Source organism: Dongia sp. agr-C8 (assembly GCF_054658695.1).
Genome location: NZ_BAAGHZ010000005.1, coordinates 427931 through 449702 on the forward strand (window position 1 = coordinate 427931; position 21772 = coordinate 449702).

Here is a 21772-nt window from a genome sequence, read left to right on the forward strand (position 1 = left end):
TTGCTATTTTGTTCTAAAACCGATACCCTTATCGGTTCCATGCTCAGGCTGAAGAAGATCGTGTCCGGCGGCCAGACCGGGGTCGACCAAGCGGCGCTCGACTTCGCGATCCGGCGCGGGATTCCGCATGGCGGCTATTGCCCGAAAGGCCGCCGTTCGGAGAGCGGCCGCATCGCCGCGAAATACCGCCTCACCGAATGCGCTTCGGCCGAATACGCCATGCGCACCGCGCTCAATGTCGCGCATTCCGACGGCACTTTGATCCTTACGCGCGGCCGGCCGGAAGGCGGCACGCAGCGCACGATCTTCCTGTGCCGCGAATACGGCAAGCCCACGCTCGTCATCGACCTCGACCGCAGACTGAAGGCCGCCGACTTCACCGCATGGCTGCGCGAACACGGCATCGAGACCTTGAACGTGGCCGGCCCGCGCGAGAGCAAGCAGTCGGGCATCGGCCGCCAGGCAAAGGCCGCGCTCGACCTTCTGTTCGCTTCTGATCTTACCCGGCCTTGATGCGCTGACGCGCGTGTGAACGGCAGCGATTATGTCCTGCCGCCACCCTTGTGTGTGGGGAATCCTTTTCACACGGGGTTGTTAACCTTGTCGGCTTGACAAGGTTAGGGGTGAAAGAGGCAATAGGGTCGAACCGGTCTCGTGTTGAGACTCACGCACTTCGAGAGGCTTTTGCACCATGTCCCCCGATCGCGATCCCGGCTTTGGCCGCCGGCTGTTCCTGCGTATGACGACCGCCCTCTGCGCCGCCATCGGCCTGCCCGGCCTCGGCGTCGGGGCAGCGCAAGCAGCAAGTTCGGTCGGCGTGGTCACCAAGCTTCGCGGTCAGGCCCGGGCGGCCCGAGCTGGCGGCAACGTTATGCTGGCCGAGCCGTCCAAGAAAGATGACGGCACCATGGTGCCCGGCACGCCGATCGAAGCCGGCGACGGCATCGTGACCGGCCCGGATGCGCGGCTGAAGATCCAGTTCCAGGACGGCTCGGTCATCACCCTCGGCGAGAACTCCAAGCTCAACATCGACACCGCGAAATTCGCAGGCTCCAAGCGCGAGATCGCGGCCACCCTCCTTGACGGCGTGGTGCGCGCCGCGGTCGCCAAGGCCGGCGAGGGCTCCAGCTTTGAAGTCAGCTCCTCGCTGGTTACCAGTGCTGCGCGCGGCACCGAATGGATCATGTCGATCAAGGACCACACCACCTCGCTGCTGGTGCTCGAAGGCACGGTCAACGCCAAGGGCATCGGCGAGACCCTGGACGACCTGCCGAACGCCCCGATTTCCAAGGGCGTCGATCTCGGCCAAAAGCAGGGCCTGGCGGTCGGCGAGCCGGCCCGCGCGCTCGGCATGGACCCCAAGGACATGGGCAAGGTGATCAACTGGAAGGCCGAGAAGATCGACAAGCTGGTCTCTTCGACCGAGTTCTAACCGCGCGGCGGTGAAGCGCCCCGCCTTCTTCGCCGCCGGCAGCCTGCTGGTCGTCGTCGGTTTTGTCGGCGCCTTCCTGCCGCTGCTGCCGACCACGCCCTTCCTCATCCTCGCCGCCGCCTGCTTCGCGCGCTCATCGCCGCGCGTGGAGGCTTGGCTGCTGAACCACCGTCGGTTCGGTCCGGTCCTGCGCGCTTGGCGTGAGCATGGCGCGATCCCGGTCAAGGCCAAGCTGTTCGCCTGTGCCGGCATGTCGCTCGGCTACACAGTGTTCTGGTGGAGCCACCAGCCCGGCCTGCCGCTGGCCGCGGCGGTCGCGGCGGCGATGATCGGCATCGCGGCCTATGTGCTGTCCCGCCCCTCGGCGGCCTGACCTTCTGAATCGGAGAACCCCGCGGCAGCCCTGCCGCGTTAAGGCTTTGCACACCCCGCGTGGGCGATAATGCCCTATGCCTAGTGGCTCGCCGCATTCGCAGACGCGGAATATTGATTGTTCAGCTTTTCTTAAGCCTAAATTCCCTTTCTGAATCAAAACTATAGCGCCGATTCTTCGCGTATTGGTTTGACATTAACGAGATTGGGACTGTACCGTATCCAAATGTGAGGCGATTCACGGGCGCCAAAATCGGGCCTGGAAGCGCCAATGTGGGGCGGGGATGGCGTTGGAACCCCTCAGTAGCGAGCAGCTGATGACTCTGGCCCGGCAGAAGTCGGACCAGGCGCGTGAGCAGCTGTTCGAAGCGATGGGGGACGTGTTCCTGGAACGGAACACCGTACTCACGCTGCAAGAACGCGCCCTCATCACCGACATCCTGGAAAAGCTGATCCGCGAGGTCAGCCGCGAGATTCGCCACAAGCTCACCGTGAAGCTGGCCGACGCCCCCGGTACGCCGCGCGAACTGGCTGTGCTGCTCGCCAACGACGAGATCGACATCGCCAGCCCGATGCTGCTCCGAAGCAAGGTGCTGCAGGACGCCGACCTGATCGAGATCGTGCGCAACCGCTCAACCCAGCATCTCCTTGCGATCGCGATGCGCCGCGATCTCTCGACCGCGGTCGCCGACGCGCTGGTCGAATCCGGCGAGAAGGACGTGATCCGCACTCTCTTGGAGAACCAGGACGCGCATATCTCGCGCGCCACCATGGCCTATCTCGTCGAGCAGTCGAAGGCGGTGGACGAGTTCCAGGAGCCGCTGGTGAGGCGCCGCGACCTGCCGCCGGAACTCGCGCGCCGGATGTGCCTCTGGGTCTCCGCCGCGATCCGCCGGTCGCTGGTCGAGCGTTTCGACATCGACATCGACAAGCTCGACGACAGCCTGGAGCCGATCGCCCGCGAGGAATCCGAGAAGCCGCAGGAGCCCGATCCCGACGCCGCCGGCGCACTCGCCCAGGCGCTGGGCGAAGGCCGCAAGCTGACGCCTCGGCTCCTCATGCAGACGCTCCGCCGCGGCGAGGTCCCGCTGTTCGAGGCGATGCTGGCGGAGATGGCCGGGCTGCGCCCCGCGCTGATCCGGCGCCTCTGCTACGAGCAAGGCGGGCAAGGCCTCGCTGTGGTGGCGCGCGGCATCGGCCTCTCCCGCGAAGAGTTCGCCAGCATCTACCTCCTGACCCGCAAGGCCCGGCCCGGCGGCGCATCGATGGACCCGGCCGATCTCGGCCGCGCCCTGGAATTTTTCGACCGCATCAATCACGGCAATGCCGCGACCGTCATCGGCCGCTGGCGCCGCGACCCCGACTACCTCTACGCCATCAGAAGCGTGGAAGAGCAACAAGGACGACAGCGCGCATGAAGCCCAATCCCTTCCTCGTCTCGCCGGCGCCGAAAGGCAAGGCGGCCGCGGCCGCCAGCAGGCCCGAGCTGCTGCAGCAGGCCTTCGCCAAGGAAATGCTGGAGTTCGGCCCCGCCTGCTTCCAGGCCGATACCCGCGGCGAGATCACCTGGAGCAACGCCGCTTTTCGCAAGATCACCGAGACCAAGGCCGGCGGCAAGCAGATCGGCCAGATCCTGCCCTTGAAGGACATCGCCGAAGAGATCGACTTGAAGCGGCAGCCGATGTTCCGCGAGGACAGCATTGCGAATGGCGCCGTTCTGCGCTCGCGCATGGTGCCGCTGTTCGATGAGCGCGGCCAGCTGGTCGGCTTCGGCGGGCTGCTTAACCTCTCGGCCGAAGTCGCCGAGCGGACCGACGAGAGCCCGATCGTGGTCGAGCGCCACATGGATTTCATCCGGCTCTCCTCCGACTGGATGTGGGAGACCGATGCCGGCTTCAACCTGCAGATGATCACCCACCGGGTGAACAACGTGCTCGGCTTCTCGCCGCACGAGCTGATCGGCCGGAACCTGATGTCGATGGTAAGCTCGGAGCCGCTGCGCCAGGCGCTGCGCCGGCGCCTGGAGCGGCTCTCGCCGTTCCGCGACCAGCCGTTCGACTCCGATGACAGCAACGGCCGTCGCAAGCTGTTCCTGATGAGCGCGGCGCCCATCTTCGACAAGAGCGACGGCAGCCTGAAAGGCTTCCGGGGCGCGGCTACCGACATCACCGAGCTCACCCGCCGCGAGGAGAGCCTCAGGAGTGCCAAGGAAGCGGCGGAGGTCGCGAGCCGGGCGAAGAGCCATTTCCTCGCCAACATGAGCCACGAGCTTCGGACGCCCTTGAACGCGATCATCGGCTTCACCGATGTGATGCGCATGGGCCTGCTGGGCCCGGTCGAGAATCCGGAATACCGCGCCTATGTCGGCGACATCCACGGCAGCGCCCAGCGCCTGCTGGAAGTCATCAACGACATCCTCGACATGTCGCGGATCGAGACCGGCGAGGTCGAGCTGCACGAGGCCGCCTGCAACGTCGAGGAGCTGTTCGAATCCGCGCGCCGCATCGTGGCGAGCCGGATGGAAGCCCGCGCCATCAAGTTCAGCGCCGACATCTCGCCGCGCCTGCCGCGCGTCAATGCCGACAAGCGCAAGATGAAGCAGATCCTGGTAAACCTGCTTGGCAACGCGGTGAAGTTCACCGCGCCCGGGGGCCGCGTGCGTCTCTCGGCCACGATCGGCGCCGACGGCGGGGTCGTGATCACGGTCGAGGACAACGGCATCGGCATCGCGCCGGAGCATCTCGACCGCGTGATGGAGCCCTTCGCCCAGGTCGAGGCCGATCTCGACCGCCGTTTCGAGGGCATCGGCATGGGCCTGCCGCTCTCCCGGGGCTTGGCAAGACTCCATGGTGGCGACTTGGCACTCGAGAGCAGCGTCGGCAAGGGCACCCGCGCCACCGTCACCCTGCCGCCCGAGCGCTCGATCGAGGGTGGGCACCTGCAGGCGGTGAAGTAGCTTTTCCCCGGGGGCACCCGTCGACCTCTCACCCCAGCCCTCTCCCGCAAAGGGAGAGGGGGATTGTTTTCGCTGCACGATGAGAGAGTTTGGTAAAGGTTGGCGCCACAGCGTCCCCTCTCCCCTTGCGGGAGAGGGACAGGGTGAGGGGTCGACGGGTCTATCCCTTTCGGTCACGATCGAAGCAGCATGAGCGAACCCTTCAGCATCGAAGCCTTGATGGAGTCGGCGCGCGATCGCACGCCGGAGGGACGCTCGCGGCTGTTCGGGTTGCTGGGGCAGCTGTTCCTGGCGCGCGGCCAGGGCCTGAGCGAGGGCGAGAAGCGCGGCTTCACCGAATTACTGGAAATCCTGCATCCCTTCGCGACCGTCGAGGCGCGGCTGGAGCTCGCCTATGCGACCGCCAACGCGCCTTTCGCGCCGGCCGAGCTCGCACGGCTGCTGGCCGCGGACGATATCGAAATCGCCTCGCTGGTGCTGTTCCAGGCGGAATCGCTGACCACCACGGACCTGATGACGCTCAGCGAGGATCCCGAGCGCGCGGCGATCATCGCCGCGCGCCGCGCGCTGCCGATGTCCGTGGCCGATGCGCTGATGCGCCGGAATGACCCCGACCTCGCCCGCGTGCTGTTGAAGAACGAGACCATCAGGCTCTCGATCCCGGCGATGGCCGATGCGATCGAGATGGCGCGCGACGACGTCGACCTGCAGCAACGCATCGCCAAGCGCCCGGAGCTGATGGAAGAGGCCGGCATCGAGATGGCGGAATGGGCCGACCCGGCGGTGCGCGAGGCGTTGATCGAGCGTTTCGAGCTGGCGCCGGAAGAAGGCGACACGGTCACGCGGCTGCGCAACCTGCTGAGCCTGGCCGTCGAGAGCGGCAGCCCTCGCGAGCCGGATTTCACCGGCGCCACCCCGGTCTCGACCGAACCCGCGCCTGCACCGAACGGCACGCCGCTGCCGGACCCGCGCTTCCGGCTGTCGCCGCGGCTGATGGTCGAGACCTTGCGGCGCGGCGAGCGGGCCATGGCCGAGGCGATGTTCGCCAAGATGGCCAACCTGCCGGTCGGCCTGGTGCAGCGCTTCGTGAAGGAAAACAACGGCGAGAGCATCGCCATCGCCGCGCGGGCGATCGGCATGGCGCGCGAGGAGTTCGCCACGATCTATCTCCTCTGGCGCAAGGCGCAGTCGCAGGACGGGCTGGTCGCGGCGGGCGCGCTTGGCGGCGCGCTCGATCTCTTCGACACCATCCCCCAGGACCGGGTCGAGGTCGAAATCAGCCATTGGCGCCGGCAGGCGCGGGCGGAAGCCGCCGAAGCCTAGCGGAACCCGCGATACCGCCGGATCGTTGGTCCGCGAAGAACGAGAGCGGAGCGCAGGATCATGGTCCAGGATTGGCTGAAGACGAGTTTCGGTCTCTGGATGCTGACCGGAGAAATGACGATGGTGATGACCTTGCGCGGCATGAAGATGGCGGCCGGCGGTCCGGCGGCAGCGGCAGAGTTTCATCGCATGGTCACGGAAAAGGTCGCCGCCGGCTTTGCCTTGCAGGCACGGGCCTGGAGCGGACAGCTGGGATCGACGTTGCCGGCTGTCGTCGACCGCTCGGCACGCTATTATCACCGACGGGTGCGGGCCAACCGGCGGCGGCTCACCCGGTTCTAGAAGGCGGAGGCGGACATGCTTTGGCGGGGCGGGCGGCGCAGCACGAATGTGGAAGACCGGCGCGGCTCCGGTGGCTTCGGCGGCGGCTTCGGCGGCGGGGGTGGTGGCATCAAGGTCGGCGGGCTCGGGCTGATCGTGATCCTGCTGATCGGCCTGTTCTTCGGGGTCGATCCCACCACGCTGCTGTCGCAGATCGAGGGCGGGGGCATGGGCGGCGTCGGCCATGAGCAGCCGGCCAACACCACGCCGATCCCGGAGGACGACGAGGGCGCGCAGTTCGTCCAGGTCGTGCTGGCCGATACCGAGGATACTTGGAGCGAGATATTCAAGGCCGCGGGCGAGACCTACCAGGCGCCGCGGCTGGTGCTGTTCACCGGCCGCACCGCCACCGCCTGCGGCACCGGCGCCGCGGCGATGGGACCGTTCTATTGCCCGAGCGATGCCAAGGTCTATATCGACCTCGCCTTCTATGACGAGTTAAAGCAGCGCTTCCGGGCACCGGGCGATTTCGCCCAGGCTTATGTGATCGCGCATGAGGTCGGGCATCACATCCAGCACCTGATCGGCTCGACCGAGGAGATCGGGCGCGCCTTCGGCGGCGGCAACCAGACCGGCGCCGATTCCGCCTCGGTGCGGATCGAGTTGCAGGCCGACTGTTTCGCGGGTGTCTGGGCCTATCACGCCAACCAGCGCAAGATCGTCGAGCCGGGCGATGTCGACGAGGCGCTGAACGCCGCCTCCGCGATCGGCGACGACAAGCTGCAGGAAGAAGGCCAGGGCTATGTGGTGCCCGACAGCTTCACCCACGGCACCTCGGCGCAGCGCCAGCGCTGGTTCAAGCGCGGCATGCAAGCCGGCGACGTCAACGCCTGCGACACGCTGACCGCGAAGACGCTGTAGGCGCTAGGCGTTCAACCGGTTGCGGTAGTCGCGCGGCGAGGCGCCGAAGGCGTCGCGGAAGGCGCGGCTGAAATGCGCGGCATCGCTGAAGCCCCAGCGGAAGGCGATCTGCGAGATCGGCGTCTTCTCCCGCAGATCCAGCTCCTGGCGGCAGCGCAGCAGCCGCTGATGCCAGATCCAACGCTCCACCGTCCAGCCGCTCATCCCGAACACGCGGTGCAGCTGGCGCAGCGAGAGGCCGAGCGCGACGGCGACGCGTTCTGGCGTGAGCCCCGGATCGGCAAGATTTTTCAGGATATGGCCGCTGATCCGGGCCATCAGGTGGCGTCGGTGATCGGCGCCCGCCGAGGCAACCAGCGTCTCGAAGGCCGTCGCCATCAGGGAAAGCGTTGCCTGCAGCACCGCGTCATGCTGCGCCGTCGGCAGCTCCGCGCCCTGGCGCGCCAGCGACCGCAGATGCGTGGCGAAGAGCGCGCCCGAGCCCTGGCGGGCGCTGACCGGGATGCCGGTCAGGTCGCGGGCATTGGGCAGCACCGCTTCCAGCATCCGCTGCGGCAGCATGAGGGTGATCTTCTGCAGCGTGTCGGGCACCCGGAAATCGATGCGCCGCGTGCTGTCCCAGAGCGTGAAGGTGCCGGCGCGCAGCGTGATCTCGGTATCGTCCTGATAGATCCGCTCCCGCCCGCCGACGATATAGAGCAGGCCGTAGGCGGCGGTGTCGGCGCGCGCGATCTCGGCGCGGCCGCGCCGGCCCTGGCAGGGATCGCAGCGGCATTGGATGATGTCGGCGGCGCCGAGCGACTGGCGGCGGATGCGGCCGCTGAACGCGCTCTCACTGCGGCGCGGCAGGTCCCAGGCGAGATGGGTGGCGGAAACCGCGTCGCGCCAAGCCTCGTATTGCCGCGGCGGCGGCAGGATCTCGGTGGACAGCAGTTCCGCGGGCGCGGCAGCCGCCATGCGTCTCCCTCCCCAACCTCTCCCGGGCGCGTCCGGCACGTTCGGTCAAGCTTCCGGTCACGCTGAGGCAAGACCGGGGCCGGCATTCGCCCCACGATCCTCCGATAAAGGGCGGTCCCCGTCAATCAATGGGTCAATCAGCCGCCCCAAACGGAGGAAACCGATGAGCGCTGCGCCTGCCGATTCCAACCCCGCCGACCTGCTTTGCCGCGACAGCGAACGCCGCTGGATCAATTTCGCGCCGGGCATCGACTATGCCGTCCTTAGGACCAGCGCCGAGACCGGGGTCTGGACCGTGATGTTCCGCTGCGCCAAGGGCTCGGCCTTCCCGCCGCATTTCCACCACGGCGCCGGCGAGTATCTGATGACCAAGGGCGTCATGGATTATCGTGCCGGCACGGCCAAGGCCGGCGATTACGGCTACGAGCCGCTCGGCGTCTATCACGCGCGCACCGAGTTCCTGGAGGATTCCGAGCTCCTCTTCACCAACCACGGGCCGGTCGCCTTCACCAATCCCGACGGCTCGATCCTGATGCTGCTCGACTGGAAATACTTCGCGGACAAGGCGGCGGAGCTCGACGCCAAGGCGGCGTGAGATGACTCCGACCAAGGAGCAGGCGCGCTGGATGTACCACAGCATGCTGGTCAGCCGGCGCTTCGAGGAGGCGGTCGCCGCCGCCTATTTCGAGGGCAAGCAGCCCGCGTTCAACATGGCGAACGGGCCGATCCCCGGCGAGATGCATCTCTCCAACGGCCAGGAGCCTTGCGCGGTCGGCGTCTGCGCGCATCTGGACCCCGGCGACTTCGTGACCGCGACGCATCGCCCGCACCACATTGCCATCGCCAAGGGCGTCGATCTCAAGGCGATGGCCGCCGAGATCTTCGGCAAGAAGACCGGGCTCTCGGGCGGGCGCGGCGGGCATATGCATCTGTTCGACGCGAAGGTGAACTTCTCCTGCGCCGGCATCATCGGCGAAGGCATGGGACCGGCGGTCGGCGCCGCCGCCGCGTTCAAGCAGCGCGGCGAGAAACGGGTCGCGGTCTCCTTCATCGGCGAGGGCGCGGCCAACCAGGGCGCGTTCCACGAGGCGCTCAACCTCGCCGCGGTCTGGCAGGCGCCGGTCGTCTTCGTGATCGAGGACAATGCCTGGGGGATCTCCGTCTCCAAGAGGGACTCGACGGCGGTTGCCGACAACGCGGTGCGCGCTGCCGCCTATGGCATGCCCGGCCACCGCATCACCGGCAACGATCCCATGAAGATCTTCGCGGTCGCCGGCGCGGCGATCGCCCGGGCGCGCGCCGGCCAGGGTCCCAGCCTGATCGAGATCGAGACCTATCGCCTGGAAGGCCATTTCATGGGCGATGCCGAGGGCTATCGCGCCGAAGGCGAGGTCGCCGGGTTGAAGGCCAAGGACCCGATCGCGGCCCTGCGCCGGCGGCTCCTCGCGGACGGCACGCTCGATGCCGCAGCCGATGCGAGGATCCGGGCGGAGGCCGAGAGCAGGGTCGCCGACGCCATCGCCGCCGCCCGCGCGGCACCTTTCCCGGAGGCGCGGCAGGCTTTCGAACAGGTGTTCGCGTGAACGCGCCGGTGAACAGGACAAAGCGCAACCTGACCATCGCCAAGGCCATGGCGGAAGCCATCGCCGAAGAAATGCGGCGCGATCCCGCCGTGCTGGTGCTGGGCGAGGATATCGGCCGGCTGGGCGGCGTCTTCGGCAATACCCGCGGCCTCTTCGAGGAGTTCGGCGGGACCCGGGTCCGCGACACGCCGATCTCGGAGACCGCCTTCATCGGCGCCGCGGTCGGCATGGCCTGCGTCGGCATGAAGCCGATCGTCGAACTGATGTTCGTCGACTTCTTCGGCGTCTGCATGGATGCGATCTACAACCTTGCCGCCAAGAACTGCTACTTCTCCGGCGGGCAGAGCCCGGTGCCGATGGTGCTGATGACCTCGGTCGGCGGCGGCTACGGCGATGCCGGGCAGCATTCGCAATGCCTCTACGGCACCTTCGCGCATCTGCCGGGCCTCAAGGTGGTGGTGCCGTCCAATGCCTATGACGCCAAGGGGCTGATGCTCGCCGCCATCCGCGATCCCAACCCGGTCGTCTACATGTTCCACAAGGCGCTGCAGGGCATGGGCTGGCTCGGCACGGTGAAGGGCGCGATCAACGACGTGCCGGAGGACGAATACCTGGTGCCGATCGGCAAGGCAGCGATTGCGAGGCCCGGCAAGGACGTGACCCTGGTGGGCCTCGGCTCGACCGTGCACCATGCGCTCGACGCCGCGGCGGAACTCGCCAAGGATGGCATCGCGGCGGAGGTCATCGACTTGCGCAGCCTGATGCCGCTCGACCGCGAGACGGTGCTCGCCTCGGTCAAGAAGACCGGCCGGCTGGTGGTGGCGGATGAGGACTACCAGAGCTACGGCGTCTCCGGCGAGATCATCGCGCTGGCGAGTGAATGCGCGTTCCAGCAGTTGAAGGCAGCGCCGAAGCGGGTTGCCTTCCCGGATATCCCGATCCCGTTCAGCCCGGCGCTGGAGCGCCCGCTGCTGCCGGACGGTGCGAAGATCGCGGCGGCGGCGCGCCTCACGCTCGGGAAGGCGTAATGTCCACACAAGTCGCGGTGCCGAAGGATCTCTGGGAGGAGGACCTGCCGGGGATCGTCTCGGCCTGGCTGTTCGAGGACGGCGACCCGGTGCAGGAAGGCGACCTGATCGCCGAGCTCATGGTGGAGAAAACCGCCTACGACCTGGTCGCGCCGGCGGCGGGGCACCTCAAGATCCTGGTCCAGCCGGAGCAGCCGTTCCAGCGCGGCGACGTGGTCGCCCGAATCGAATAGCGCGCCTCACCGGCAGAACCGGAAGCCGCCGAGGTCCAGGTGGAAGTGGTTGGCGTGGAGCCGGTTGTATTTCGGGCCGAGCACGATGTTGAAGAGACTGCAGGCCTCGTCATGCGCGGCGTCGAGGAAGCGGCCTTCCGGCGTCGGCTGGCCGTAATCCTTCTGCACTGAGATCACCCGGCCGTCGGCCAGATGGAAGGCGGCGATGTCGATCGCGTTGGCGGTCGCGTGCTGGCTGCGGCGGCCTTCCGCGGCGGAGTTGATGTTCCGGCAAGCGTAGGTGCCGAGCTGGTCGATACGGACCACGCGGCTGTTGAGTTCGGCCTGCGCGATCTCGTCCAGCCGCCGCTGCCACCAATAGAGGCCGGCGGTCATGGCGCAAGTCGCGACCGGCCGCGGGCTCATGGCGATGGGCGTCGAATCGGCGCGCACCACGTCGGTGAAGCCGCAGTCCGCGCCGATCTGCCGGTCGGCCATCACCGAGAACTTCATGGTCGAGCGGCCGAGCGCGGCGCGGCAGGCGCCGCCGTCGGTCGAGAGGCCGTTCAGCTGGATGTTGGCGAACCAGCCCGGCCTCTCATCCAGCATCACCTTCGCCCAAGGGACGGCATTCGGCGGGATGCGGATCCAGCCTTCATAGATGGCGGCAGCGCCCGCGGCGAGCGCCAGAGCGACGAGGATGAGGAGTCGGCGGAAGCGTTTCAATTGCGGCGGGATGTGGTAAGGCCTCTCTCATGAACCTCGAGATCAGGCGCGGGTTGCCGGGGGCGAGCGCCGAAAGCGATATCGCCGGAGAGATGACGCTGCTGGAGGATGTGCTCGCACGTCCGGAGACCGGTTTGCTGCGGCTCTGGCGCACCAGCCCCTGCCTCGTCGTGACGCCGCTGCTCGCACAGCGCGCCGAATTTGCCGCGGCCGCAGCAGCTTCCGGGCAGCGCGGCCGGCCGGTGGTGGTGCGCCGGACCGGCGGCGGGCCGGTGCCGCAGACCGCGGGCACGCTCAACGTCTCGCTGGCCATTGCGACGCCGCGCGATGAGGCGCCTTCGATCGACGCCGCCTTCAGGCAATTCGCCGATTCGATGCTGGCGGCTTTGCAGAGCTGCGGCGTCACCGCGACGGTCGGCGAGATCGCCGGCAGCTGCTGTCCCGGACGCTATGACATCGCCATCGGAAGACAGAAGATCATCGGCATCGCGCAACGGCGCCGGCAAGGCGAGAAGGATGGGCAGTTGCTCTCGGCGATGCTGGTGCATGCGATGGTCTGGGTCGAAGGCAGCCTGGATCGGGAGATCGATCACCTGGAGCGGTTCCTTGCTGAAGCCGGGGTGCCGACGCGGTTTCAGCGCGCGGTGATGGGCACGCTGCAGGGGATTTCGGGCGTTTCTACGGACGCATTCGAGGCAGCATTGCGGCAGACCGTCACTCCGGGGAGTTGACTGCCGGGTCGCCGCTGCGGCCTGCTGCTGGCTGCAGGTCCATCGCGGCTATGCCTGGAACTCCAGGCCGGCTGAAGCCATGCTCTGCGGAATGGATCCTCTTTCCGTACATGCTGGGTACATGCAGGGGCGCGGAGGACGCCCGTCGATCACCGCACAATGTATCCGTTTTGTTCCCAGGAGTCAAGGGGATCACAGCGGACGTTTCAATGCCCTGAGCGCGGCATCGAGGCCATCCAATGTCAGCGGATACATGCGGTCGCCCATCAGCTGGCGGATCAGCTTCACCGACTGGGTGGTGTCCCAGCGTGCGCGGTCGCGCGGGTTGATCCAGACCGCGCGCGGGTAGTGTTTCAGGAAACGGCCGAGCCAGACCGAGCCCGCCTCGTCGTTCATATGCTCGACCGAGCCGCCGACCTGCAGGATCTCGTAGGGGCTCATGGTGGCGTCGCCGACCACGATCAGCGACCAGTCGCCGCCATAGGTGTTCAAGACCTGGGTGGTCGGCGTCCATTCGTCATAGCGCCGGCGGTTCGAGCGCCACAGCCGCTCATAGGGCATGTTGTGGAAATACCAGGTCTCGAGATGCTTGAATTCCGAGCGCGCGGCGGAGAAGAGGCGCGCCGATTCCTCGACATGGTCGTCCATCGAGCCGCCGATATCGAGCAGCAGCAGCACCTTGATCTTGTTGCGGCGCGCCGGAACCATCTGGATGTCGAGCGAGCCGGCATTCTCCGCGGTCTTGCGGATGGTCGAGGAGAGATCGAGCTCGTTGGCCTCGCCTTCGCGGCCCCACCTTCTCAAGCCGCGGAGCGCCAGCTTCATGGCGCGGGTGCCGAGTTCGACCTCGCCGTCGAGGTCCTTGAACTCGCGCTTGTCCCAGACCTTGACCGCACGGCGGTTGCGCGATTCATGCTGCCCGATGCGGATGCCTTCCGGATTGGCGCCATAGGCGCCGAAGGGCGAGGTGCCCGCGGTGCCGATCCACTTCGAGCCGCCTTCGTGGCGCTCCTTCTGCTCGGCCAGGCGCTGGCGCAGGGTTTCGAGCAGCTGGTCGAGGCCACCCAGGGTCTGGATCTGCGCCAGCTCCTCGGGGGTGAGGTATTTCTCGGCCAGCGCCTTCAGCCAGTCGTCGGGGATCTCGGCCGTGATGTCGCCCCCGACCGCGGAAAGACCGTGGAAATAGAGCGCGAAGACCCGGTCGAAGCGGTCGATCAGCCGCTCGTCCTTGATCAGGGTCGCGCGGGCGAGGAAGTAGAAGTCCTCGACATCGAGCTGCGCCACACCTTGCTTCATCGCGCCGATCAGGGTCAGGTATTCGGTCAAGGAGACCGGGACGCCTTGGTTGCGCAGCGCGGTGATGAAGCCGGCGAACATTTCAGAATTCCCTGGAGAGACCCGTCGACCCCTCACCCCTGCCCTCTCCCGCAAGGGGAGAGGGGGTTATTTTTAGTGCGAGAAGGATTGCGATCAGCACCCCTTCTGGGTTTTTGAGGACGTCGTTGTTCCAGAAGCGGATGACTTTGAAGTTCTGTGACTCAAGCCATGCCGTGCGTTGATCGTCGGTGGAGTTCTCGTTGTGTTGGCCGCCATCGAGTTCGATGATGAGGCGCTTCTGCAAGCAAACGAGATCGACGAAGAAGGGACCGATCGGCTCTTGGCGCTTGAATTTCAGATGCTCTAGCCGCCGATCGCGGAGCAACATCCACATCCGGCGTTCCGCATCCGTCTGGTTTTTGCGCAACTCGCGCGCGCGGGTTCGCTTGACCGTCACGGAAAGATAAGCCCCCTCTCCCCTTGCGGGAGAGGGATGGGGTGAGGGGTCGACGGGTCTATCCGTCTCATTGTCCGCGCCGCGCCAGGAAGGCGACGCGCTCGAACAGATGCACGTCCTGCTCGTTCTTCAAGAGCGCGCCATGCAGGGGCGGGACCACGACCTTGGGGTCGTGGGAGCGCAGCGCCTCCACCGGCACCTCGTCGGCGACCAGGAGTTTGAGCCAGTCGAGCAGTTCCGAGGTGGCGGGTTTCTTCTTCAGGCCCGGGACCTCGCGGATCTCGTAGAACAGCGTCATCGCCTCGCGCAGCAGGTCGCGTTTGATGTTGGGGTAATGCGCGGCGACGATCCGCTCCATGACTTCCTTATCGGGAAAGCGGATGTAGTGGAAGAAGCAGCGGCGCAGAAAGGCGTCGGGCAGCTCCTTCTCGTTGTTCGAGGTGACGATGACGATCGGGCGATGACGGGCCTTCACCGTCTGCTTGGTCTCGTAGACGAAGAATTCCATGCGATCGAGCTCCTGCAGGAGGTCGTTCGGGAATTCGATGTCGGCCTTGTCGATCTCGTCGATCAGGAGCACGACCGGCGTTTCCTGCTCGAAGGCGTTCCAGAGCTTGCCCTTGACGATGTAGTTGCGGATGTCCTTCACCCGTTCGTCGCCGAGCTGGCCGTCGCGCAGCCGCGCGACCGCGTCATACTCGTAGAGCCCCTGCGCCGCCTTGGTGGTGGACTTGACGTGCCAGGTGATCAGCGGCAGCCCGAGCGCCGCCGCGACCTCTTCGGCCAGCACGGTCTTGCCGGTCCCGGGCTCGCCCTTCACCAGCAGCGGCCGGCCGAGGGTGACGCTGGCATTGACCGCGATCTCGAGGTCGCGGGTGGTGATGTAGCGGGAGGTGCCGGTAAATTTGGGCATGGCGGCTTTCTTCGCTCTCATAGCAGCGGAATCTCAAAAAGGTTAGCAGGCGAGCCAAGTCACCAAAACTCAAAAGAGCTTGTTTGACAGCATGCTCTAAGTGAGCGCGGCGGCCACAAACTAGGCTACGCCATGTCGCTATCCAAGGTAGAATTCCTCAGCCACGCAATGAATCATCTGACCGTCGATGACATGGCGGGGCCGAAAGTTCGCGACGAAATCCTCAAAGGGACGACGACGTTCCTGTTCGACAGATAAGGGGAATTTATCTGCAACAGGGTGAGAAGTCCTTGCATCGACTCACCACAGCCTGCCCACCTCCTGGTAGACCAGCACCATGTCGACATTCTCGCCGTCGGTGGATAGCGGCAGCAGCAGGGTCTCGGCTTCGCGGGAGAAGCCGTCGTCGGAGGGCGCGCGGTCCCAGTCATAGACCAGGGTCCCCTCCTCGATCACCATGCGGTAGTTTTCCAGCGCCGCTTCGACATTGGCGCGCCGGGATAGTCACTCTCGACACCCCGGTGGCGTCCCGGCCGGGCAAGCAGGGTCGGGCGCGTACCGATAGGGCCGGGAGCGAAGCCGTCCGCCTGCGCCTTCAAGCGGCCTTGTCCAGGACCTCATCCGTCCAGACGCGGAAGCTGACCAGCTTGTTGGGGCCGAAGGTGTGGGTGATGGGGACGTCGCCGGCGTCGCGGCCTTGGGCGATCAGGACGCGGCCGATGCGCGGCATGTTGTTGCGCGGGTCGAAGGTGTACCAGCGGCCGTCGAGATAGGCCTCGAACCAGCCGGCGAAGTCCATCGGGCCGTAGGGCGGCGGCATGCCGATGTCGCCGAGATAGCCGGTGCAGTAGCGCGCCGGGATGTTGAGCGCGCGGCAGAAGGCGATCGCGAGATGCGCGAAGTCGCGGCAGACACCCTGCTTCTTCTCGAAGACCTCATGGGCGCCCATGGTCGCCGAGGCATGCTCGTAGCCGAAGGCGATGTGGTGGTGCACGAAGTCGCAGACCGCCTGGACCCGGGCCCAGCCGGTCGGGCCGTTGCCGAACAGCTTCCACGCGGTGTCGGAAAGCTTGTCGGTCTCGCAGTAGCGGCTGCCGAGCAGGAACAGCAGCGTTTCCGCCGGCAGGTCCTCGACCGGCACCTGGCGGGCCGAAGGCACCACCGGGTCCGGCTTGCCGCTGTCGCGCATCACGCCGTCGGTGCCGAGGGTGAAGCGGCCGGCCGGCGCGGTCAGCCGGTTGCACCAGTTGCCGAAGCTGTCGCGATAGAAGGCGATCGGCACGGTCGGCGTGGTGACGAGGTAATCCGGCACGACGATGTCGGAGGCCCGGCTGAAATGCGAGCCGAGCACCAGGATCATCGGCGTCGGCTGCGGGAGGTCATAGATCAACTCGCAGCCGATACGGATCTTCATCAGGTTTCCTTGTAGTGTGGGATTGAAGGCTGCGGCCTGAGCGCGCGCGGCGGCTGGATCAGCAATACAGGGTCGCGCCGGTGGCGTCGATCCTTATCGAGACGAACCCGCCGGCGCAGATATCGTTGCCGTCAGCGTGCGGGGCCGGCTGCGATCGTCACCGCAACCTCCATGCCGATATGATCCGACGGAAACCCGAGGAAGGTGCCGTGGAGCGGCACCGCTTCTTCCGGCACGGCGGCCACGGCAACGGTGACCAGGCCCTGCCGACCGACGGAGCCGCTGGTGGGATCGAAGTCGATCCAGCCGAGACGCGGGACAAGCACCTGGGCCCAGGCATGGGTGTTGCCGCCGGTGTAATCCGGCGCCTCGGCTTCCCCAAGATCAAAAGCCGAGGCGAGATAGCCGGAGGCAAAGCGCGCGGCGAAGCCGAGCGCCCGCGCGGCGGCGATCATCAGCACCGCGAAGTCGCGGCAGGAGCCGTGGCCGAGCTGCAGCGTTTCCTGCGGCGCCTGGGTGCCCTCGGCCTCGCGCCGGCGATAGGCGAAGCCGCGATGGATGCCGTCGGAGAGCGCGCAGAGCAGCGGCCAGGCGCCGGCGCTCCCGACCTCGACCTGGAACCGCCGCGCGAAGGCGTTCACCGCGTCGCCGAGCGCAGCGGGCTCGCGGGCGAGATAAGGCGCGAGCGCGACCGGGTCTTCGGCGCGATAGGGGACGGCGGCCAAGGGATCGGCAGCGAAAGCCGCGGGTGCGTGCTCGACGCGGACGGTGCTCTCGAAGGAAAGCGAACGCGCGCGGCCGGCGAAGGTCGCGATGCCGATGTGATTGCCGTAACCGTCTTCGACGCCGTGGAGCAGCACGGGCTCCGGGTCGATCGCCAGCTGGATGTCGATCACCCGCTGCTCGGCGCATTCGCGCGGACGGAACATCATCCGATGCTCACCGAACGCAACGGGCTGGCGATAGCGATAGGTGGTGCGGTGGCGGATGGTCAGCAGCACAATCGTTCTCCGGCCGCCGGGGACGCGACCGCCGTGAGACCATGGATGATTCGAGGCAAGGGAGCAAACGGCGATTGGCGGCGACGCCGTCAGCGCAGCGTGTCCACTTCCTGATAGACCAGCACCATGTCGACATTCTCGCCGTCGGTGCTCAGGGGCAGCAGCAGGGTCTCGGCTTCGCGGGAGAAGCCGTCGGAGGATGGGGTGCGGTCCCAGTCGTAGACCAGGGTCTGCTCCTCGATCACGAGGCGGTAGTTCTCCAGCGCCGCCTCGACATTGGCGCCGAAATAGCCGCTCTCGACCCGCATGCCGGTGACGTCCTGGCCGCGCAGCAAAGTCGGCCGCGTGCCGATCAGGCGATAGCGCAGCGCGTAGGGACGCAGGCGTCCCGGCGGCTCGCGCGTCACATCGACCAGCGCGGTGCCGGCAAGCCAGGGCTTCATCTCCAAGGGGTCGATGTCGGCGCGGGACGGCATCTTGCGGCCGCGCCGCTTGCTGTCCCAGTAGCGATAGAAGGCGGCGGTCGACGGGCGGCAGCGCTCCAGGAAGTCGAGCGAGGTGGTGCGGGGATAGCCGGTGGTCGATGCAGTGCCGGTGCTCGTCATCTGTCTAATCGGCGCGGGCTGTCTTTTTGGCGCGGGCGGTCATGGATGGGTGTCGCGTCCTTTAGCAGAGCGCCGACAACATGCATTGACGCAGCGCAAATCCATTCGACCGCAATGCCCTGTTCTGCTTCCCTTTTTCGACTTAACCACAAAATATCGTTCACGAAAGCTTGAAAAGCACCCGATCGGTGCTTTTATCGTATTCCGTGACCAGAGGTCGAAGAGGCGGGGAGTTTGGGCACTGCCGGTTGCAGCTGCTCATCGCGCAAGATGAACCCGCAGCCGCGTCGTTGCGGCAAACGGTGGATGCGCATCGGGAATTGCTGCGCTGGCTCGACGGCCACGTGCCGACCGAGCACAGCCACGACCTGGTCGCCCTGCACCGCCATTTCTACGAGGCGGCACGGAAGCAAAGCGGACTGCAGGCGCGCGCGGTGACGCTCGCCCTGAAGGACTTCGTGCAGCGACGGCGCGGCAAGATTGTAGAGGGCGCGCCGCTCGACGAGAAACTCTACGGGCTCAAAGGCATCGAGCTGGTCTCGATCGCCACCTTGAGCGGACGCGTCACCATCCCCTTCCGCGTCGCCGGCTACGGCGCGGAATGGAATGGCAAGAGTCCGGCGAGATTGATTGTTCGGCACGTGGGTCGGCGGGAGTCTTTGCGGGGCTCCCCCTCCCCACCTCCCCCGAAGACGGGGGAGGAGCTCACCGAGTTCGAGTTGCTGATCGCCGTGCGCTTGTCAGTTGTCGAGGGTGTGACTGCTTCGGGGTAGGCCATGTTTTCCTTTTTGACAGAGGTCGGGTTCCAGCCCTTCGTGATTGCGGGGCTGGTGCTGGTGGGGCTTTGCGCGATCGAGGTCGTGAGCCTGGTGTTCGGGCATTCGCTGTCCGGCGCGGTCGATCACCTGCTCGGGCTCGACCATGCCGATGCGGACCTGCATGCGCAGGTCGAGCACGGCTCGGTGCTGGACGTGCATGCGGAGATGCCGCACGGGAACCTGTTCGGGAGCTTCTACGACTGGCTGAATGCCGGGCGAGTGCCGCTGCTGATCCTGCTGATGGCGGCGCTCGGCGTCTTCGCGGTGGTCGGCCTGGCGATCCAGATCGTGGCGATGCATGTCGCCGCCCCGTTGCCGACCGTGGTCGCCGCGCTGCTCGCCTTCCTCGGCGTCATCCCGACCACGCGCGGCGTCAGCCGCCTGCTGGCGCGCTTCCTGCCGCGCGACGAGAGCTATGCGGTCGATGAGGAAGCGCTGATCGGGCGCACCGGCGTCGTCACTCTCGGTCCGGTGGATTGGGAGTCGGCCGGGCGCGCGAAAGTGATGGACGCCCATGGCAACGCGCATTTCCCGCGGGTGCTGGCCGCGCGCGAGAGTCTCAGCATCGAACAGGGCACCAGCGTGCTGGTGGTCGACCGCGTCGGCGGGACGCTGACGGTGGTGCCGAGTGCGGAGCGGTTGCTGGAGAAGAGCATCTGAGATTTATCGGCGGGAGTTTTCAGTCGCACCCCCACCCCAACCCTCCCCCGAAGTCGGGGGAGGGAGAAGGAAGGAGCCCTCCCCATCTTTGGGGGAGGGTTGGGTGGGGGTGCCGCGGCTCGAGCCTCTCCGCTTGCAAAGAATACCCCGCGCGTGGGTCGCGGGGGCTGGCCGGCGGCATGGGTCCGGTGACTCGGAGGTGAGGACGTAACATGGACATGATCTTTCAGTTGATGGTTCCGGCCGTGCTCCTGCTCGTGGCCTTGATCGCCATCGGCATCGTGCTGGCCAGGCTCTATCGCCGCTCGGAGAAGGACCGCGCCTATGTGCGCACCGGCTTCGGCGGGCAGAAAGTCGTGCTGGACGGGGGTTCGCTGGTGCTCCCCGTCTTTCATTCGATCGCCTGGGTCAACCTGCAGACCCTGCGGCTCGACGTGCGGCGCGACAATGCCGAGGCGATGATCAGCAAGGACCGCATGCGGGTCGATATCGGCGTCGAGTTCTACGTGCGCGTGAAGCCGGACGCGCAGTCGATCGGCCTGGCGGCGCAGACCTTGGGTGCGCGCACCAACGACGCGGCCCTGCTGCGCGAGCTGGTGGAAGCGAAGTTCGTCGATGCCCTGCGCTCGGTGGCGGCGACGATGACGCTTGCCGACCTGCAGGAGCAGCGGGCGGCCTTCGTGAAGTCGGTGCAGAACACGGTCTCCAGCGATCTCGAGCTGAACGGCCTCGAGCTGGAGAGCGCGTCATTGACCAAGCTCGACCAGACCGACACCAAGTATTTCAACCCCAACAACGCCTTCGACGCCGAAGGCCTGACCGCGCTGACCAAGATCACCGAGGCCAAGCGGCAGGAGAGGAACCAGACCGTGCGCGCGGCCGAGGTCAACATCGCGCAGCAGGATCTCGACGCGCGGCAGAAGACCCTGGAGATCGAGCGCCAGAAGAAGGAGGCGGAGCTCAACCAGCAGCGTGACATCGTCAACAAGTCGGCGGCGACCCGCGCGGAATCCGCGTTGAAGGAGGCCGAGGCGCAGCGTGCCGAGGCGACGGCGAAGATCGAGGCCGAGCAGGCGATCGCCGAACGTCAGGCTTTGGCGAAGAAGGTCCAGGAATCGGCGACCATCGACGCGCAGCTGGTGATCGCGCAGAAGCAGACCGAGGCCGATCGCGCCGCCGAGACGCTCAGGATCGCCAAGCAGCGTGACGTCGAGCTCGCCGACCAGGACCGCTCGATCGTGGTCGCGGCCAAGAGCCAGGAGCAGTCGGTGGCGCAGGCCAAGGCGGAAGAGGCCCGGGCGCTGGCGACCAGCGCCTCGGAATCAGTCGAGACCGCGCGTAAGGTCGCGATCGCCGAGCGTGACCGCCAGACCGCGGTGATCATGGCGCGCCAGCAGGCCGAGCAGGAAGCGACCAAGATCACCGTCGCCGCCGAGGCGGAGAAGGAAGCGGCACAGAACACCGCGCAGGCGGTGAAGATCTCGGCGCAGGCGGAAGCCGACGCGGCGAAGATCAAGGCCGATGCCTTGGAGAAGACCTATGCGGTCGAAGCCGAGGGCCAGCGCAAGATCAACGAGGCGCGGAATGCGATGTCCGCGGCGGTGATCGAGCTGGAGATCACCAAGGAGCGGCTGCGCATCCTGCCGATCGCTCTGGCCGAGGCGGTGCGCCCGTTGGAGAAGATCGGCGAGGTGCGGATCATCGATATGGGCGGCGGGCTTGCGGCGATCGGCGGCGCGGGTGGCGGCGGGAACGGCGGCAAGGCGGACAGCCTGGTCGATGCGCTGCTCGCCTATCGCGCCCAGTCGCCGGTGATCGACAGCCTGCTGAAGGAGGCCGGTTTCCATGCCGAGGGCAATCCGGTGACCAGCCTGATCTCGGCGGCCAAGGCCCCTGGGCATTTGAACGGCGGCGCGGTGGCGCCGGCGGATGAAGCGCCGAAGCACTAACCGCGTGTGAGGAGAGCGCCCGATTCCGCCCGGAATCGGGCGCTTCTTTCATCACGCGGCGGGAAATTTCGGCTAG

25 protein-coding genes are annotated in these 21772 nt (G+C 66.7%); 16 read left to right on the forward strand and 9 right to left on the reverse strand.

Annotated features, from left to right (window positions below; genetic code table 11):
• Positions 1-39: 39 nt before the first annotated feature.
• The 8 genes from ACYQ4T_RS26290 (at position 40) to ypfJ (ending at position 7325) form a co-directional block, all read left to right on the forward strand.
• On the forward strand, positions 40-513 hold the full coding sequence (locus ACYQ4T_RS26290; protein ID WP_459859602.1) for a putative molybdenum carrier protein: 474 nt from the start codon (positions 40-42) through the stop codon (positions 511-513).
• 178 nt (positions 514-691) lie between these two features.
• Positions 692-1432: a FecR family protein gene (locus ACYQ4T_RS26295; RefSeq protein WP_459859603.1), complete on the forward strand. Its 741-nt coding sequence runs from the start codon at positions 692-694 to the stop codon at positions 1430-1432.
• 10 nt (positions 1433-1442) lie between these two features.
• Positions 1443-1805: a YbaN family protein gene (locus ACYQ4T_RS26300; protein WP_459859604.1), complete on the forward strand. Its 363-nt coding sequence runs from the start codon at positions 1443-1445 to the stop codon at positions 1803-1805.
• A 283-nt stretch (positions 1806-2088) separates the two neighbouring features.
• The gene (locus ACYQ4T_RS26305; RefSeq protein WP_459859606.1) at positions 2089-3222 is read left to right on the forward strand and encodes a DUF2336 domain-containing protein; all 1134 of its coding nucleotides are present in this window, start codon (positions 2089-2091) and stop codon (positions 3220-3222) included.
• Positions 3219-4760 carry a PAS domain-containing sensor histidine kinase gene (locus ACYQ4T_RS26310; protein ID WP_459859607.1) on the forward strand — a complete coding sequence of 514 codons (1542 nt, stop codon included), beginning with the start codon at positions 3219-3221 and terminating at the stop codon, positions 4758-4760. Before ACYQ4T_RS26305 ends, ACYQ4T_RS26310 begins: the two co-directional genes overlap by 4 nt.
• A 189-nt stretch (positions 4761-4949) precedes the next feature.
• Positions 4950-6083 carry a DUF2336 domain-containing protein gene (locus tag ACYQ4T_RS26315; RefSeq protein ID WP_459859608.1) on the forward strand — a complete coding sequence of 378 codons (1134 nt, stop codon included), beginning with the start codon at positions 4950-4952 and terminating at the stop codon, positions 6081-6083.
• 60 nt (positions 6084-6143) lie between these two features.
• The gene (locus ACYQ4T_RS26320; RefSeq protein ID WP_459859609.1) at positions 6144-6425 is read left to right on the forward strand and encodes a hypothetical protein; all 282 of its coding nucleotides are present in this window, start codon (positions 6144-6146) and stop codon (positions 6423-6425) included.
• A 15-nt stretch (positions 6426-6440) separates the two neighbouring features.
• Positions 6441-7325, forward strand: a complete 885-nt coding sequence (gene ypfJ, locus ACYQ4T_RS26325) for a KPN_02809 family neutral zinc metallopeptidase (protein WP_459859610.1) — start codon at positions 6441-6443, stop codon at positions 7323-7325.
• A 3-nt stretch (positions 7326-7328) separates the two neighbouring features.
• Here the strand turns inward: ypfJ and ACYQ4T_RS26330 are convergent, their stop codons facing one another.
• Positions 7329-8282, reverse strand: a complete 954-nt coding sequence (locus ACYQ4T_RS26330; protein WP_459859611.1) for an AraC-like ligand-binding domain-containing protein — start codon at positions 8280-8282, stop codon at positions 7329-7331.
• Between the two features lie 163 nt (positions 8283-8445).
• Between ACYQ4T_RS26330 and ACYQ4T_RS26335 the strand changes: the two genes are divergently transcribed.
• Genes ACYQ4T_RS26335 through ACYQ4T_RS26350 form a run of 4 tightly spaced genes read left to right on the forward strand, consistent with a single transcriptional unit; the run spans position 8446 to position 11126 of the window.
• On the forward strand, positions 8446-8877 hold the full coding sequence (locus tag ACYQ4T_RS26335; RefSeq protein WP_459859612.1) for a 2,4'-dihydroxyacetophenone dioxygenase family protein: 432 nt from the start codon (positions 8446-8448) through the stop codon (positions 8875-8877).
• 1 nt (position 8878) lies between these two features.
• A complete protein-coding gene (locus ACYQ4T_RS26340; RefSeq protein ID WP_459859613.1) occupies positions 8879-9865 on the forward strand; it encodes a thiamine pyrophosphate-dependent dehydrogenase E1 component subunit alpha in 987 nt (328 codons plus the stop codon).
• An 8-nt stretch (positions 9866-9873) separates the two neighbouring features.
• A complete protein-coding gene (locus ACYQ4T_RS26345) occupies positions 9874-10893 on the forward strand; it encodes an alpha-ketoacid dehydrogenase subunit beta (RefSeq protein ID WP_459859614.1) in 1020 nt (339 codons plus the stop codon).
• Positions 10893-11126, forward strand: a complete 234-nt coding sequence (locus ACYQ4T_RS26350) for a lipoyl domain-containing protein (RefSeq protein ID WP_459859615.1) — start codon at positions 10893-10895, stop codon at positions 11124-11126. Before ACYQ4T_RS26345 ends, ACYQ4T_RS26350 begins: the two co-directional genes overlap by 1 nt.
• 6 nt (positions 11127-11132) lie before the next feature.
• On the opposite strand, the gene ACYQ4T_RS26355 is transcribed toward ACYQ4T_RS26350, so the two are convergent.
• Positions 11133-11831 (reverse strand): extensin-like domain-containing protein, encoded by a 699-nt coding sequence (locus tag ACYQ4T_RS26355; protein ID WP_459859616.1) that lies wholly within the window; start codon positions 11829-11831, stop codon positions 11133-11135.
• A 29-nt stretch (positions 11832-11860) separates the two neighbouring features.
• Here ACYQ4T_RS26355 and ACYQ4T_RS26360 point away from each other — a divergent pair, with 29 nt between their 5' ends.
• Positions 11861-12562: a lipoate--protein ligase family protein gene (locus ACYQ4T_RS26360; RefSeq protein ID WP_459859617.1), complete on the forward strand. Its 702-nt coding sequence runs from the start codon at positions 11861-11863 to the stop codon at positions 12560-12562.
• Positions 12563-12754: 192 nt separating this feature from the next.
• Here the strand turns inward: ACYQ4T_RS26360 and ACYQ4T_RS26365 are convergent, their stop codons facing one another.
• The 7 genes from ACYQ4T_RS26365 to ACYQ4T_RS26395 all read right to left on the reverse strand — a co-directional run bounded on the left by ACYQ4T_RS26365 (position 12755) and on the right by ACYQ4T_RS26395 (position 18269).
• Positions 12755-13939, reverse strand: a complete 1185-nt coding sequence (locus ACYQ4T_RS26365; RefSeq protein WP_459859618.1) for a vWA domain-containing protein — start codon at positions 13937-13939, stop codon at positions 12755-12757.
• Between the two features lies 1 nt (position 13940).
• Positions 13941-14336, reverse strand: a complete 396-nt coding sequence (locus ACYQ4T_RS26370) for an endonuclease domain-containing protein (RefSeq protein ID WP_459859619.1) — start codon at positions 14334-14336, stop codon at positions 13941-13943.
• A 67-nt stretch (positions 14337-14403) separates the two neighbouring features.
• Positions 14404-15249 (reverse strand): AAA family ATPase, encoded by an 846-nt coding sequence (locus ACYQ4T_RS26375; RefSeq protein ID WP_459859620.1) that lies wholly within the window; start codon positions 15247-15249, stop codon positions 14404-14406.
• Positions 15250-15549: 300 nt separating this feature from the next.
• Complete coding sequence (locus ACYQ4T_RS26380) at positions 15550-15708, reverse strand: hypothetical protein (RefSeq protein WP_459859621.1); 159 nt, start codon at positions 15706-15708, stop codon at positions 15550-15552.
• A 136-nt stretch (positions 15709-15844) separates the two neighbouring features.
• Positions 15845-16663, reverse strand: coding sequence for a transglutaminase-like domain-containing protein (locus ACYQ4T_RS26385; RefSeq protein WP_459859622.1), 819 nt, complete (start codon positions 16661-16663; stop codon positions 15845-15847).
• A gap of 131 nt (positions 16664-16794) precedes the next feature.
• Entirely contained in the window at positions 16795-17664 is an 870-nt protein-coding gene (locus tag ACYQ4T_RS26390) for a transglutaminase family protein (RefSeq protein WP_459859623.1), read from the reverse strand.
• Positions 17665-17753: 89 nt separating this feature from the next.
• Positions 17754-18269: a PAS domain-containing protein gene (locus ACYQ4T_RS26395; protein ID WP_459859624.1), complete on the reverse strand. Its 516-nt coding sequence runs from the start codon at positions 18267-18269 to the stop codon at positions 17754-17756.
• Between the two features lie 248 nt (positions 18270-18517).
• Here ACYQ4T_RS26395 and ACYQ4T_RS26400 point away from each other — a divergent pair, with 248 nt between their 5' ends.
• The 3 genes from ACYQ4T_RS26400 to ACYQ4T_RS26410 all read left to right on the forward strand — a co-directional run bounded on the left by ACYQ4T_RS26400 (position 18518) and on the right by ACYQ4T_RS26410 (position 21696).
• A complete protein-coding gene (locus ACYQ4T_RS26400; protein ID WP_459859625.1) occupies positions 18518-19042 on the forward strand; it encodes a hypothetical protein in 525 nt (174 codons plus the stop codon).
• A 3-nt stretch (positions 19043-19045) separates the two neighbouring features.
• Positions 19046-19747, forward strand: a complete 702-nt coding sequence (locus ACYQ4T_RS26405; RefSeq protein ID WP_459859626.1) for an OB-fold-containig protein — start codon at positions 19046-19048, stop codon at positions 19745-19747.
• Between the two features lie 212 nt (positions 19748-19959).
• Complete coding sequence (locus ACYQ4T_RS26410) at positions 19960-21696, forward strand: flotillin family protein (RefSeq protein ID WP_459859627.1); 1737 nt, start codon at positions 19960-19962, stop codon at positions 21694-21696.
• Positions 21697-21772 lie beyond the last annotated feature (76 nt).

Coding starts and splice junctions, on each gene's coding strand:
- ACYQ4T_RS26375 (WP_459859620.1), bottom strand. CDS start 15,249: ATGCCCAAATTTACCGGCACCTCCCGCTACATCACCACCCGCGACCTC.
- ypfJ (WP_459859610.1), top strand. CDS start 6,441: ATGCTTTGGCGGGGCGGGCGGCGCAGCACGAATGTGGAAGACCGGCGC.
- ACYQ4T_RS26310 (WP_459859607.1), top strand. CDS start 3,219: ATGAAGCCCAATCCCTTCCTCGTCTCGCCGGCGCCGAAAGGCAAGGCG.
- ACYQ4T_RS26395 (WP_459859624.1), bottom strand. CDS start 18,269: ATGACGAGCACCGGCACTGCATCGACCACCGGCTATCCCCGCACCACC.
- ACYQ4T_RS26365 (WP_459859618.1), bottom strand. CDS start 13,939: ATGTTCGCCGGCTTCATCACCGCGCTGCGCAACCAAGGCGTCCCGGTC.
- ACYQ4T_RS26335 (WP_459859612.1), top strand. CDS start 8,446: ATGAGCGCTGCGCCTGCCGATTCCAACCCCGCCGACCTGCTTTGCCGC.
- ACYQ4T_RS26315 (WP_459859608.1), top strand. CDS start 4,950: ATGAGCGAACCCTTCAGCATCGAAGCCTTGATGGAGTCGGCGCGCGAT.
- ACYQ4T_RS26405 (WP_459859626.1), top strand. CDS start 19,046: ATGTTTTCCTTTTTGACAGAGGTCGGGTTCCAGCCCTTCGTGATTGCG.
- ACYQ4T_RS26320 (WP_459859609.1), top strand. CDS start 6,144: ATGGTCCAGGATTGGCTGAAGACGAGTTTCGGTCTCTGGATGCTGACC.
- ACYQ4T_RS26305 (WP_459859606.1), top strand. CDS start 2,089: ATGGCGTTGGAACCCCTCAGTAGCGAGCAGCTGATGACTCTGGCCCGG.
- ACYQ4T_RS26295 (WP_459859603.1), top strand. CDS start 692: ATGTCCCCCGATCGCGATCCCGGCTTTGGCCGCCGGCTGTTCCTGCGT.
- ACYQ4T_RS26340 (WP_459859613.1), top strand. CDS start 8,879: ATGACTCCGACCAAGGAGCAGGCGCGCTGGATGTACCACAGCATGCTG.
- ACYQ4T_RS26330 (WP_459859611.1), bottom strand. CDS start 8,282: ATGGCGGCTGCCGCGCCCGCGGAACTGCTGTCCACCGAGATCCTGCCG.
- ACYQ4T_RS26385 (WP_459859622.1), bottom strand. CDS start 16,663: ATGAAGATCCGTATCGGCTGCGAGTTGATCTATGACCTCCCGCAGCCG.
- ACYQ4T_RS26290 (WP_459859602.1), top strand. CDS start 40: ATGCTCAGGCTGAAGAAGATCGTGTCCGGCGGCCAGACCGGGGTCGAC.
- ACYQ4T_RS26410 (WP_459859627.1), top strand. CDS start 19,960: ATGGACATGATCTTTCAGTTGATGGTTCCGGCCGTGCTCCTGCTCGTG.
- ACYQ4T_RS26380 (WP_459859621.1), bottom strand. CDS start 15,708: ATGGTGATCGAGGAGGGGACCCTGGTCTATGACTGGGACCGCGCGCCC.
- ACYQ4T_RS26350 (WP_459859615.1), top strand. CDS start 10,893: ATGTCCACACAAGTCGCGGTGCCGAAGGATCTCTGGGAGGAGGACCTG.
- ACYQ4T_RS26360 (WP_459859617.1), top strand. CDS start 11,861: ATGAACCTCGAGATCAGGCGCGGGTTGCCGGGGGCGAGCGCCGAAAGC.